Source organism: Paraburkholderia elongata, from assembly GCF_013177735.1.
Classification (GTDB): domain Bacteria; phylum Pseudomonadota; class Gammaproteobacteria; order Burkholderiales; family Burkholderiaceae; genus Paraburkholderia; species Paraburkholderia elongata.
The window spans coordinates 80,476-92,756 of the sequence record NZ_WOEZ01000245.1; the positions used below are offsets into that span (position 1 = coordinate 80,476).

The following is a 12,281-nucleotide window of genomic DNA, read 5'->3' on the forward strand; positions in this document are numbered from 1 at the left end:
CATGACTCGTCCTGACATCGCTGGCTACTTCCGGTCGCGCTCCCGCGTGAGCCGTTGGGAACTCGTATTCTGGGCCGCCTGGCTCGGCCTTTTCTTTATTCCGGGCTGCAACCTGGTGCTGCTGTCGCAGATCCTGGCCTGGGGCCTATTTGCGCTCTCGCTGGATCTGCTGCTCGGCTACCGGGGCATCCCGTCGCTCGGTCACGCGGCCTTCTTCGGGATCGGCGCGTATACGGCCGGCCTTCTCGGCCAGCACGGCTGGACCGAGCCGATCAGTGGCTTGTTGATAGCGGGCTTGACAGCGGGGCTTACGGGGCTCGTGACCGGTCGCATCGTGCGCAAGTTGCATGGCGTCGGCCTGCTGATGGTCACGCTCGGCCTCAACATGATCCTGTTCGACTTCGTGGATCGCTCCACGGGCCTCACCGGCGGGGATGACGGGTTGCAAGGCATCGAGATCGCCCCCGTACTCGGCCTGTTCCGCTTCGACATGATCGGCCGCACCGCCTACCTGTACATATTCTTCGTTGTGCTGCTGTGCTTCCTGGGGGTACGCGCCCTCGTGAAATCATCCTTCGGACTGTCCCTGCTCGGCGCGCGAGAGAACCCGCGCCGGATGATCATGTTGGGCACGCCGATCGAGCACGACGTCACCGTCGTATTCGGCCTGTCGGCCATGCTAGCTGGGATTGCGGGTGCGCTGCTAACCCAGGCCGGCCAGTTCGTGTCGCCCGAAGCGTTGGCGTTTACGCGTTCGGCCGACGTGCTGGTGATGCTTGTGATAGGCGGTACCGGCATCCTGTACGGCGGCTTCATCGGTGCGACGGTGTTCATCTTGCTGCGCGACCTGCTATCGGCGTTCAACCCGATCTACTGGTACTTCTGGATCGGGCTGTTGCTGGTGCTGATCGTAGCGACGTTCCGCAAGGGCGTGCTTCCCACGCTTGTCGGCCGTGTGGAGCAATTGCGAGGGAGGCGGGCATGAGCGCCGATATTGTGCTGCAGACGAGAGACCTGAAGATGGCGTTCGGCGGGCTGAAAATCTTCGACCGGCTGAATTTTTCGATGCGGCGCGGCGAGCGCCACGCGATCATCGGGCCGAACGGCGCGGGTAAGAGCACTTTCGTGAACCTGGTGACAGGCTTGCTCAAGCCAACGGCGGGGCATCTACTGCTCGACGGCCGCGACGTAACGGATACCACGCCGCATCAGCGCGTGCGGTACGGTCTCGTGCGTACGTTTCAGATCAATACACTGTTCCCCGCACTGAACCCTTTGGAGTCCGTGGTGCTGGCGCTGTGTCAACGCCAAGGACTCGCGCGCCCATCGTGGCGTCCTGTCAGCCGCATGACGAGCCAGATCGATGAAGCGTCTGCGCTACTCAATCGCTTCGGCCTGCTTGACGCCGCGCTCACCCCTACTCAGACGCTGTCGTACGGTGAGCAGCGCGTGCTCGAGGTTGTGCTCGCCTTCGCCATGCGGCCGCGCGTGCTGTTGCTCGACGAACCGGCCGCCGGTTTGTCCACTGCTCAGGGCGTGGCACTCTTCGACCAGTTGTCGAACCTGGCGGGCGAGACGACGGTCCTCTTCATCGAGCACGACATGCACCTTGTGTTTCGTTATGCCGATCGCGTTTCGGTGTTCGCAGGTGGCGACATGATCGCTCAGGGAACGCCCGACGAAGTGCGTGCGGATGAACGCGTGAGGAAAGCTTACCTTGGAAGCTAAGGATATGACCGTCTCGCCCGATGCCGCGACAGGCGCCAGCGCGAGTGCGAATGCGAGCGCGCCCGGCATGGAGAGGTACGAGCCCGCGGCATCGAAGCGGGCGCTACTTGAGTTGCGCGGGCTGTGCGCAGGTTATGGGCCCGCCCGCGTGCTGCACGACCTGGACCTCTCGGTGCACCGTGGGGAAACGCTGGTCGTGATCGGCCGCAACGGCGTCGGCAAGACCACGCTGATCGAATCGATTATCGGCCTCACGACACACCATGCGGGCGAGATCTGGTTCGATGGCAAGCGCATCGACGGCCTGCCTGCGCATCTGCGCAATCGCCACGGCATCGCTTGGGTGCCGCAGCAGCGAGAGATTTTTTCATCGCTGACCGTCGAGGAAAACCTGACCGTCGTGCACCGCGAGGGTACGTGGGACACTGAGCGCGTCTACAGCCTGTTTCCCCGGCTCGAGGAGCGTCGACGCAACTACGGCAACCAGCTTTCCGGCGGCGAACAGCAAATGCTCGCGCTCGGACGGGCCCTGATGACCAACCCGTCACTGCTCCTGCTCGACGAGCCTGTTGAAGGGCTCGCCCCTCTGATCGTGCAGGAGATGCTCACTGCCATCGATCGTATGCAGCTCCAAAGCGATATGACGATCGTGCTGGTCGAGCAGAAGTTCGACCTCGCACTTGCCCACTCGGAGCGCTGCGCCGTGATCGATCACGGCAGCGTCGTGCACAGCGGGTTGAGTAGCGAACTACTCGGCAACCCGCGGCTGATGGACCGCCTTCTTGGCGTCTCCGCTTGACCCGCATGTTGATTCTATCGATGAAGTCGCGTCTTCTGCGCTCGAACCGTCGCCCGCAGGAGTTCGAAGCGCGTCCTTTCGTCGACATGTCGCCGTTCGACTCGCGGCGGTAACCCAATCTATAGGAAGAGTGGTAGCTATGATCATCGTATTCGGCGGCACCGGTATGCTCGGACAGCACACGGCCCTCGATCTTATCGAGAACGGCGAGCGTGTGGTCGTCACAGGCATGCGGCGACACGCACCGCTGCTCATGGCGGACGCCGTTGAGCGCAAGCAGGCGTTCGTCGAGTATCTCGATCTTACGGACCCCTACGCGGTGATGGGCGTGGTGGCGAAGTACAAACCCAAGGTCGTCGTCGACACTTCGGGATATGCGCCAAAGCTGCTGGCGCCTTCGGCTGAAGTACGAGCGCGTGTCACTGCGGAGCTGAACCTGCTCGAGGCAGCGAAGCTGAACGGCGTCGAGCGGGTCGTGCTCACCAGTTCGTCGGATGCCTATTGGGGGCTTGGCCCCGAATGCATGCCTTTGAAGGAGGACATGCCGGTGCCCCTGCAGGAAGACGACGACAACTTCATCGTGCAGTCGTGGGCCAAAAAGACGCTCGAGGTCGTCGCCAATTTGTACCGGCGCCAGGAAGGTCTGAACATCGTGACCGTGCGATGCAGCGGCATGTTCGGACCCGCCTATCGCACGTTCCTCAACCTGCCCAGTCGCCTCATCAAGGCGGGCCTTTCTGGAGCCACGCCTGATTTTTCAAAGGGCGGCGGGGTGCCTGTGGAGAGCGACGGTTACGACCAGACGTACGTGAAAGATATCGCATACGGCATGGGCCTCATTGTTCGAGCGCCGACATTGCAGCACCATATCTACAACCTCGGGAGCGGACGTGCAACGAGCTATGGGGAGATTGCGCGCGCCGTGGAGAAGGCGATTCCCGGCTTCGAGATCCGGCTGCGACCCGCGGCGCAGCCGTCGGAGGTCGGTCCGGGCCGCGAGGTGAGCATGGGCAACTTCTACATGGACATTTCGCGCATCGGCCACGAACTTGGCTATGCGCCGAGATATTCCATGGAGCGCGCGATTGCGGAGTACGCCGACTGGCTGCGCACCCACGAGATGTGACGTCAAGGAAGAAGGACGGAAGACTGTCTTGAACACGCCGAGGTGATCGTCTTCTTCGCCCAGAGCCGCCGAACCGGATGTTGAAACGGGCGAGGGCAGCGCCGCTGGCAAACCGCCATAGCGGCGCTGATTCGGAGAAAGGCTGGAAACCAGGTTTCAACCTCTGCCGAGCGCGATATACCGCTCGAGGTGATGATCCTCATCCCCCAGTTGATGGTCGATCATCACGAGCCGCTTCGCATAGTGAGCCAGCGGCAACTCCCACGTCATGCCGATACCGCCATGCAACTGAATACATTCCTCGGCGACTAGTGCCCCAATCCTGCCAATACTGTATTTCGCCGCCGAAACCGCCCGTTCCCGCACGGTGCGCTCAGCCCCAAGCGCGGCAGCCGCGTTGATCACCGCCGATCGCGCCTGCTCGATCTCAAGCAGCAGGTCTGCCATCCGATGTTGCAATGCCTGGAAGCTGCCGATCGGCACGCCGAACTGCTTGCGTGTGCGCAAGTATTCAAGCGTGTAGTCTTTCGCGACGTCCATCGCGCCGACCGCTTCGGAGCACAAGGCAAGCACGCCGCAACTGATCGCGTATTCGAGCGTCGCAAAACCTTCGCCGGCCGTGCCGAGCAATGCGTCGTCGGCCAGTGTGACGTTGTCGAATGAGACCTCGGCCGCGCGGCCGCCGTCGATCTTGCGATAGCCGCGCACGCTGACACCCGCGGCGTCGCGAGGCACGAGAAAGAGCGTGATGCCGGCTTCTTCATCGTCGGCACCGTCCGTGCGCGCGGAGACGAGAAAGAGCGAAGCGTTCTCGCCTTGCTGAACGACCGCTTTCGCGCCATTCAGCTTCCACTCGCCGCCGTTGCGTTCTGCGCGAGTCGTCACGCGTGATAGTTCGTAGTGGCCTTCCGGCTCGCCGTGCGCGAGCGCAACGATCCGGGATCCGTCGATCAAATCGGCAAGCGCAGCCTTTTGCGTTTCATTGCCGCCACGCGTGATCGCCTGGCCGACGACTAGCGTATCGAGAAACGGCTCGACCACGAGCCCGCGACCCAGACTCTCGAAGACGACCGCGATATCGAAGCCGCCGCCGCCAAAGCCACCCTCCGTTTCGTCGAACAACGCGCCGATAATGCCGAGTTCTGCGAATCGATTCCAAAGGTCGGCGCTGAAGCCTTCCGCCGAGCGTGCAATCCGGTCGCGCGTTTCGAAGCCGTATTGCTCAGTGACAAAACGGTTGAGCGTATCCGCCAGCATGCGGCGGTCTTCGGTATGCTGAAAATTCATGGCGTGTGCCCCTTACAGTCCCAGGATCATTTTGGAAATGATGTTCTTCTGGATTTCGTTGGAGCCGCCGAAGATCGACAGCTTGCGGTTGTTGAAGTAAAGCGAGGCGGCGCTCGCCGCTTCGTCGGGGCCGACTGGTGTGCCTTCGAAACCATCGTACAAGGCTTCCTCGACGAACGGCTGCGCATACGGCCCCATCGCGCGGCGTGTGAGCGAGGAGATTTCCTGGCGGATCTCAGTGCCGCGAATCTTCAGCATCGAACTCTCTGCGCCCGGCACGCCGCCGCCGGCCACCGCCGCGATCACGCGCAGGTTGGTGGTCTTCATGTTCTCCAGATCGATCTCGACGCGCGCCATGCGTGCGGCAAACGAAGGATCATCCGCCAGTGGCCGGCCGTTGCGCTGCTGTTTCGCGGCGATCTTGCGCAGCCGATTAAACGCGGCCACCGAGAAGCCGACGCCCGCGATATTGGTGCGTTCATACGTGAGCAGGTATTTGGCGTAGGTCCAGCCCTTGTTCTCTTCGCCCACGATGTTCTCGACGGGCACGCGTACGTCCGTGAAAAACACTTCGTTGACTTCGTGCTCGCCATCGAGCGTGATGATCGGGCGCACTTCGACGCCTGGCGTATTCATGTCGATCAGCAGGAAGCTGATGCCTTCCTGCTTGCGCACGTCGGTGGCGCTGCGCACGAGGCAGAAGATCATGTTCGCGTAGTGGCCGAGCGTGGTCCACGTCTTCTGGCCGTTGACGATGTAGTGCTCGCCTTGCGCGTCGCTGCCGCGTACCGCGGTGGTCTTGACCGAGGCGAGGTCCGAGCCCGCGCCCGGTTCCGAGTAGCCTTGGCACCACCAGTCCGAGCCATCGAGAATGCGCGGTAACCAGTGGTGTTTTTGCGCCTCGTTGCCGTATTTGATTAGCACCGGGCCGAGCATGTTGACGCCGAACGGCACGACACGCGGTGCGCCCGCCAATGCGCATTCATTCTCGAAGATAAATTTCTGCACAGCGTTCCAGCCCGGGCCGCCGTACTCAGTCGGCCAATGATTGGCGAGCCAGCCTTGCGCGTTGAGAATCGCGTGCCACTCGGCCATGTCGTCGCGCGTGAGGCGGCGGCCGCCGTGTACTTTGTCGGCGAGACGCTGCGGGAGCTTGTCGCGCAAAAAACGCTGCACCTCGGTGCGAAAAGCCTCTTCTTCAGGTGTGAAGTTCAGATCCATAGCGGGTTCTTTCCTCGATATTCAATGGGTCAGCGAACCGGTGGACCGACGGGCGATCAGGCCGCCATCGGCCGAGAATGCTCCAAATGACGTGCCGTCTCAAGCTGACTGATTGAGGCTCGCGAAATCGGCACCGCGCTCAACCAGTTCGACCAGCAGCGGCGACGCTTGCCAGAACAGCGGGTCTTCTTTGGCGAACTCGCGGATGTCCGCGAGAACCGTGGCGAGGCCCACCGTATCGGCGTATTTCATCGGACCGCCGCGATAACGCGGAAAGCCGTAGCCATAGAGGAAGGTCACGTCGACATCGAGCGGCCGAAGTGCGATGCCTTCATGCACGACGTTGGCGCCTTCGTTGATCATCGCGGCCATGTAGCGGCGCATGATTTCTTCGTCGGTGAAAGTGCGTGGCGTGACACCGGCGCGTTCACGCTCGGCTTCGATGATGGCCTCGACCTTGGGGTCCGGCGTGCCGGTGCGCGAACCTTCGGGGTACAGATAAAAACCACAGCCGGTCTTCTGGCCGAACCAGCCGCGTTCGCAAAGACGGTCGGCGATCTGCACGTAGCGTGCTTCGGGGTTTCGCGTGGCGGCGCGCCGCTTGCGCGTCGCCCAGCCAATGTCGCCGCCCGCCAGATCGACCACCTGGAATGGACCCATCGGGAAGCCGAACGCACGCACTGCCGCATCGATCTGATAGGGCGACGCGCCGTCTTCCATCATCGCGTCCGCCGCGCTGCGATACACCGCCAGCACGCGATTGCCGATGAAACCGTCGCACACGCCGGCACGCACCGGCGTTTTGCGCAGCTTCTTCGCGAGTTCGAACGCAGTGGCGACCACGTCCGCGCTGACCTGCTTCGGCACCACCACTTCCAGCAGCTTCATGATGTTGGCGGGGGAGAAGAAGTGCAGGCCGATCACGTCCGCGGGGCGTGAAATGCTGGCCGCAATCGCGTCGATGTCGAGATACGACGTGTTGGTGGCCAGCACCGCGCCGGCTTTGCAGACACGATCGAGTTCGGCGAACACGGCCTTTTTCACCGACAGGTCTTCAAATACGGCTTCGATCACCAGATCGGCGTCGGCGAGTGCGTCGTACGAGGTGCTGCCATGCCAGCGCGTCATCACGTCGGCTTTCTTCTGCGCACTCATGCGGCCTTTGGCGATCAGGCCGTCGTAGACTTTTTCGATGTGCGCGCGGCCGCGTGCGAGCGACGCGTCGTCGCGTTCGATCATCGTCACCGGCAAGCCTGCATCGAGCACCGCGACGGCGATACCCGCGCCCATCGTGCCGCCGCCCACCACGCCGATCTTGTTCAGCGCGCGTGGTTTTGCACTGCGTGTTTCGGGCGCTTTGAGCACTTCGCGTTCGGCAAAGAACGCGTGAATCAACCCGGCACGCTGCGGGCTGTCGATGCATTCCAGGAACAGTTTGCGTTCGAGCCGCAGGCCGTCTTCAAAAGGCTGTTCTACGGCGGCTTCTACGGCATCGACGATTTTGAGCGGGGAGAACAGACCGCGCGATTTCTTCGCCGTTTCCGCGCGAGCCGCGGCGACGGCGGCGAGGCTCGCGGCGCGGTCGCTCAGCGCTGCGGCATCGCGAGCGCGCCGCACGGGCGCGTGAGCGGCCAGCAGTTCGTGCACATAGGCGAGTCCTTCAGCGAGGATATCGTCGCTGCTGCCGAGCCGGTCGATGAGGCCGAGCGCGAGCGCTTCTTTCGCGCCGGCGTGGCGGCCGCTCAGGATCAGGTCGAGGGCGGCCTGCGCGCCGATCAGGCGCGGCGTACGCTGCGTGCCGCCTGCGCCCGGCAGCAGGCCGAGTTGCACTTCGGGCAAACCGAGCTTCGCGCCATCCACCGCGAGCCGGTAGTGCGCCGCGAGGGCCACTTCCAGACCGCCACCGAGCGCGGCGCCGTGAATGGCCGCCACCACCGGCTTCGCACACGCCTCGATGCGGTCACACACGTCCGGCAGCGACGGCGGCACCGGCGGCTTGCCGAACTCGCGAATGTCCGCACCCGCGATGAAGTTTCGCCCCGCGCCTACGATCAGCACCGCTTCGACGGCCTTGTCGGCATCCGCGGCTTCAATGGCGGCGAGCAGGCCGCGCCGCACGTCGGCGGACAAGGCGTTGACTGGCGCGTGGTCGATCGTGACTAGCAGGACTTTGCCGCGCAATTCGCGCATGACAACGTCGGCGGAAGGGGTGAGGGTCATCGTGTCGTCTCCTGACTGTTTGTTACCGGGCCAAATCGGGGCAGATCAAGGCACATCGGGTCTGGCGAATTCTCCGATTGTCGGTTGGTCAAGGTTTATTGACAATTGCATAGTCCATTGACAGACTGTCAAAATTATTTTGACAAAGGCCATGTTATGGACGTCAATTCGCTGACCCTGCTGGTTGATATCCTTGATGCGGGCAACCTGAGCGAAGCCGCGCGCCGGCTGAAAATGAGCCGTGCGAACGTGAGTTACCACTTGAACCAGCTGGAGCGCTCGATCGGGCTGCAACTGGTGAGGCGCACCACGCGCCGGGTCGAGCCGACCGAAATCGGTCTGCAGTTATACGAGCATGGCCGCACGATCCAGAACGCGCTGCTGGCCGCGCGCGAGTCGGTCACCACGCTTGGGCAGAGCTTGCAGGGGCGGGTGAGATTGAGTGTGCCGAGCGGCTACGGGCAGCTGGTGATGTCAGATTGGCTGATCGCGTTCAAGCGTCTTTACCCGGGCATCGTGCTGGATGTGATGTTCGAGAATCGCGTTGAGGATCTGATGCGCGACGAGGTCGACATTGCGGTGCGGGTGATGTCCGAACCGCCGCAGAATCTCGTCGCGCGCGACATGGGGCCGGTGCGATACGTTGCCTGCGCTTCGCCGGAGTTTGCCGAAAACCGTGGTATGCCAGTGCGGCTCGATGATCTGCGCACGGCACCGTTGATTACGTCGGCGGTGGTCGGCAGGCAGTTGCGCTTGGCGGCTTATCTGCGCGACGAGCGCCACGAAGTGCTGCTGGAGCCGACGATTATTTCCGAGAACTTTCTGTTCTTGCGCCAGGCGGTGCTGGCCGGCCTGGGCGTCGGTCTGGTGCCCGATTACGTGGTGCAGGACGACCTACGTCGTGGGGATGTGGTGACGGCGCTCGATGAATGGCGCTTAAGCATCTTCGGTACGAATATGTACATGCTCTATATGCCGAATCGCCATCACACGCGGGCGGCGGCGAGTTTTATCGAGTTCATTCTGGAACAGGCGCGCGGAAGTGGAAGAGGGGTCGCAGCTTGAGCTGCAATGAAGCAATTTTTCTTCGGCGCGCTGATGGTCTGTGCGCGGCAGGGGAACGGAGCAAGGATGGACTCACCGCGTTGGCGTGCAGAAGAAAGCAGCACCAGCACCGTTGCCTCACTCACGGGTATGCTTAACAAAACGGCGAGATAGCCGTGCGCCTGGTAGCACATCAAACTTCAGGGGAGACGGAAATGAAATGGACAATCGCATTTCTCGCTCTGCTTGCAATCGCCATTGTCATTGTGTTGGTCTCGCGTCTTCCGGGCGAGGAAGCCATTCGCCTCGCCGGCTACGCGGCCACCGCGGGCTTCGCCGTACTGATCAGCTTCTTGATTCGCTGGCGCGCAAATCGCGCGCAACGAAACAAACGCGCGGGGTGAGCACGCACGCCTTGCATTCGCTCGTGCCGACTATGCCGGTGACGGCGACCGCCCGTGCCCACCGTGCTGACCCACCCCGCTGGTTTCCGTGGCAAACCCATCCGCGACGCACGCAGTGCGGAGTGGGAGCTGATGAATCCTTTGTCACTAACGTCGAATGTGCGAGGGCACGGATTCCAGATGTACCACTACCGCAACTGCGCGGGGGACCCGCTTAAGAATTAGCGGTGGGAAGCCGCTTTCTTTGCTTACTTTCTTTGCGGCGGCAAAGAAAGTAAGTGCCTGCCCCGCACAGGGGCGACGCTAATAAACCAATAAGAATTCAAGGAAAGGCCAAGAAATCCAGATCAAGGATTCGCAACTCGCGCAAGATGCACAGAATCCTGCCGAACGGTATACACACACCCCGCCTCATCAGCGAACGCGGCCAGTCCCGCATGCTACGATGCTTCGCTCGTTGCGAAAAACGTCGGAGACATAGATGAGCCCAGAGAGTGCCGCCCGTTTCGATGACCAGTTTGCGCCCCGCATCGCCGAGGCAATCGCCGCATGCTTCGCCACCACTGTCCACACCGAAGTACTGCCTTACGGCGGCCACGGCCACCCCACCCGCGTACGGATCCACGCAGCACCGCTCGAAGGCCTGGGCCACTACCCATACCCCTTGAATCTGTTCCTCACCTGGGACAGCGACGAAATCGAACGTCTAATGGGCACAGAAGGCCCAGCGCGCTTCACCAGCTATCTGGCTGCATTGCCGCGCAAGCTCCAAGCCTGGCGCCACGTACGCGAACTGGATTTTCTCTCGCACACCCAGGCCGAGCCGGTGGTATTGATCGGCGGCCTCGATTTCGGCTCTTAAGACGCCGCCGCACCGATCCGAAAGAAACTCACACTTTGCACCAAACCCGATGCCTTGCTCTGCACCGCATCGGCAGCCGCAGCCGCCTGCTCGACCAAAGCCGCGTTGCTCTGCGTCACCTGATCCATCTGCGTGACCGCATCGTTCACTTCCGCAATGCCCGCTGCCTGATCGACGCTGGCCGTCGCGATCGCCTCGACGATGCGCGTCACGCTGCCCGCGCTTTGCACCACGCCGTCCATCGTATTGCTTGCATGGTTGATCAACTGCGTGCCGGCGTCGATCGTGGCGACCGACTCGTGAATCAGCGCCTTGATCTCATGCGCGGCATCGGCCGAGCGTTGAGCCAGACTGCGCACTTCGCTCGCGACCACCGCGAAGCCGCGCCCTTGCGTGCCGGCACGCGCCGCTTCAACAGCCGCGTTGAGCGCCAGAATATTGGTCTGCGCGGCAATCGCTTCGACCACCGCGATGATATCGACGATACGCTTGGACGCCGCGTCGATCTGGCCCATTGTGCGCACCGCATCGGTCATCACGACGCCGCCGTCGCGTGCCGCTTGCGCCGCGGTTTGCGCGAGCGTGGTGGCCTCGCGTGCGTTGCTGGCGTTGCGCTGAACCGAGTCGGTGAAATGCTGCATCGAGGCGGCGGTTTCTTCGAGCGACGCGGCCTGTTGTTCGGTGCGTGCCGACAGATCGAGGTTGCCCGCGGCGATCTCCTGCGTCGCTGACGAAATCGTGTTCGCGCCTTCACGAATCTCGCTGACGATATGCCGCAAGCGCTGATTCATTTCGTTGAGCGCGACCAGCAACTGGCCGGTTTCGTCGCGGCTCACCACGGCGACGTCGGCGCGCAGATCGCCTGCCGCAACCGCTTGCGCGACACCGACCGATTGCCTGACCGGCACTGTGATGCTATGGCTCAGGAACCAGATTGCGAACGTGCCCACGCCCAGCGAGCAGATCACGACCGATAGAAGCAGCACGCAGGCGAGCGTGTACGCGCGTTCTGCGGCATCGCCCGTGCGCACGTTGGAGTCTTGCGCCTGCTGCATCACCGCGGCGACAATACCGTCGATAGCGGCGGTCGGCGCGCGGTCGATACCTTTGACCAAACCGTCGACAACGTGTGCCGTATTCGGATCGGCCGCGTCATAGTGGCTGAGCGCGCCGAGGTAGCTGTCCTGCAGCGAGGCGTGCGTGGCGAGCGCCTTGTCGACACCGTCGACGTTAGCGCCCAATGCACTCAGTTGATCCTTCAGTCGCAGCAAGGCAGAGTGCGTCGTGCCGCTTTCTTTGCTGAAGGCGTCACGGTACTTGGCGAACGCAGCCGGATCAGCCCCGCGCAGCAGCAGGTCTTTCCATTCCTGAACCTGCTTCTTGAATTCGACCTGCGCGACGCGTGCCGTGTCGGCAGCTTGCGCATACTGGCTGAGCGTTTGCGCGGACTGGATTTGCAACGCATGGGTATTCGACAGTGCGTGCCAGCCTTCCAGACCCACCACCATCGTCGCGGCAAGCAGCACCGCGCCGAGCAGCGCCAACTTAACAGCGATCTTCAGATTTCTATAGAACGTCACTGCGATTTCC

General features: G+C 62.5%; 11 protein-coding genes. 7 read left to right on the top strand and 4 right to left on the bottom strand.

The window, feature by feature from the left end:
• Position 1: 1 nt before the first annotated feature.
• The 4 genes from GNZ13_RS42110 (at position 2) to GNZ13_RS42125 (ending at position 3,653) form a co-directional block, all read left to right on the top strand.
• Positions 2–985 (top strand): branched-chain amino acid ABC transporter permease, encoded by a 984-nt coding sequence (locus tag GNZ13_RS42110; protein ID WP_172162926.1) that lies wholly within the window; start codon positions 2–4, stop codon positions 983–985.
• A complete protein-coding gene (locus tag GNZ13_RS42115; RefSeq protein ID WP_172162929.1) occupies positions 982–1,728 on the top strand; it encodes an ABC transporter ATP-binding protein in 747 nt (248 codons plus the stop codon). The genes GNZ13_RS42110 and GNZ13_RS42115 overlap by 4 nt, the downstream gene beginning before the upstream one ends.
• A gap of 67 nt (positions 1,729–1,795) precedes the next feature.
• Complete coding sequence (locus GNZ13_RS42120; protein ID WP_172163198.1) at positions 1,796–2,527, top strand: ABC transporter ATP-binding protein; 732 nt, start codon at positions 1,796–1,798, stop codon at positions 2,525–2,527.
• Between the two features lie 139 nt (positions 2,528–2,666).
• The gene (locus GNZ13_RS42125) at positions 2,667–3,653 is read left to right on the top strand and encodes an NAD-dependent epimerase/dehydratase family protein (protein WP_172162932.1); all 987 of its coding nucleotides are present in this window, start codon (positions 2,667–2,669) and stop codon (positions 3,651–3,653) included.
• A 156-nt stretch (positions 3,654–3,809) separates the two neighbouring features.
• Here GNZ13_RS42125 and GNZ13_RS42130 read toward each other — a convergent pair whose 3' ends face one another.
• The 3 genes from GNZ13_RS42130 to GNZ13_RS42140 all read right to left on the bottom strand — a co-directional run bounded on the left by GNZ13_RS42130 (position 3,810) and on the right by GNZ13_RS42140 (position 8,381).
• Positions 3,810–4,940 carry an acyl-CoA dehydrogenase family protein gene (locus tag GNZ13_RS42130; RefSeq protein WP_172162935.1) on the bottom strand — a complete coding sequence of 377 codons (1,131 nt, stop codon included), beginning with the start codon at positions 4,938–4,940 and terminating at the stop codon, positions 3,810–3,812.
• Between the two features lie 12 nt (positions 4,941–4,952).
• Complete coding sequence (locus tag GNZ13_RS42135) at positions 4,953–6,161, bottom strand: acyl-CoA dehydrogenase family protein (RefSeq protein WP_172162938.1); 1,209 nt, start codon at positions 6,159–6,161, stop codon at positions 4,953–4,955.
• A gap of 99 nt (positions 6,162–6,260) precedes the next feature.
• Positions 6,261–8,381: a 3-hydroxyacyl-CoA dehydrogenase NAD-binding domain-containing protein gene (locus GNZ13_RS42140; protein WP_172162941.1), complete on the bottom strand. Its 2,121-nt coding sequence runs from the start codon at positions 8,379–8,381 to the stop codon at positions 6,261–6,263.
• 156 nt (positions 8,382–8,537) lie between these two features.
• Here GNZ13_RS42140 and GNZ13_RS42145 point away from each other — a divergent pair, with 156 nt between their 5' ends.
• The 3 genes from GNZ13_RS42145 (at position 8,538) to GNZ13_RS42155 (ending at position 10,691) form a co-directional block, all read left to right on the top strand.
• Positions 8,538–9,446 (top strand): LysR family transcriptional regulator, encoded by a 909-nt coding sequence (locus tag GNZ13_RS42145; RefSeq protein ID WP_172162944.1) that lies wholly within the window; start codon positions 8,538–8,540, stop codon positions 9,444–9,446.
• 194 nt (positions 9,447–9,640) lie between these two features.
• Entirely contained in the window at positions 9,641–9,829 is a 189-nt protein-coding gene (locus GNZ13_RS42150) for a hypothetical protein (RefSeq protein WP_172162947.1), read from the top strand.
• 481 nt (positions 9,830–10,310) lie between these two features.
• A complete protein-coding gene (locus tag GNZ13_RS42155) occupies positions 10,311–10,691 on the top strand; it encodes a DUF5594 family protein (RefSeq protein WP_172162950.1) in 381 nt (126 codons plus the stop codon).
• Here GNZ13_RS42155 and GNZ13_RS42160 read toward each other — a convergent pair.
• Positions 10,688–12,271, bottom strand: coding sequence for a methyl-accepting chemotaxis protein (locus GNZ13_RS42160; RefSeq protein ID WP_172162953.1), 1,584 nt, complete (start codon positions 12,269–12,271; stop codon positions 10,688–10,690). The genes GNZ13_RS42155 and GNZ13_RS42160 overlap by 4 nt on opposite strands.
• Between the last annotated feature and the right edge of the window lie 10 nt (positions 12,272–12,281).

Bases quoted from the DNA above. Each gene is read 5' to 3' on its own strand.
- GNZ13_RS42110 (WP_172162926.1), top strand. From the start codon at position 2: ATGACTCGTCCTGACATCGCTGGCTACTTCCGGTCGCGCTCCCGCGTG.
- GNZ13_RS42115 (WP_172162929.1), top strand. From the start codon at position 982: ATGAGCGCCGATATTGTGCTGCAGACGAGAGACCTGAAGATGGCGTTC.
- GNZ13_RS42120 (WP_172163198.1), top strand. From the start codon at position 1,796: ATGGAGAGGTACGAGCCCGCGGCATCGAAGCGGGCGCTACTTGAGTTG.
- GNZ13_RS42125 (WP_172162932.1), top strand. From the start codon at position 2,667: ATGATCATCGTATTCGGCGGCACCGGTATGCTCGGACAGCACACGGCC.
- GNZ13_RS42130 (WP_172162935.1), bottom strand. From the start codon at position 4,940: ATGAATTTTCAGCATACCGAAGACCGCCGCATGCTGGCGGATACGCTC.
- GNZ13_RS42135 (WP_172162938.1), bottom strand. From the start codon at position 6,161: ATGGATCTGAACTTCACACCTGAAGAAGAGGCTTTTCGCACCGAGGTG.
- GNZ13_RS42140 (WP_172162941.1), bottom strand. From the start codon at position 8,381: ATGACCCTCACCCCTTCCGCCGACGTTGTCATGCGCGAATTGCGCGGC.
- GNZ13_RS42145 (WP_172162944.1), top strand. From the start codon at position 8,538: ATGGACGTCAATTCGCTGACCCTGCTGGTTGATATCCTTGATGCGGGC.
- GNZ13_RS42150 (WP_172162947.1), top strand. From the start codon at position 9,641: ATGAAATGGACAATCGCATTTCTCGCTCTGCTTGCAATCGCCATTGTC.
- GNZ13_RS42155 (WP_172162950.1), top strand. From the start codon at position 10,311: ATGAGCCCAGAGAGTGCCGCCCGTTTCGATGACCAGTTTGCGCCCCGC.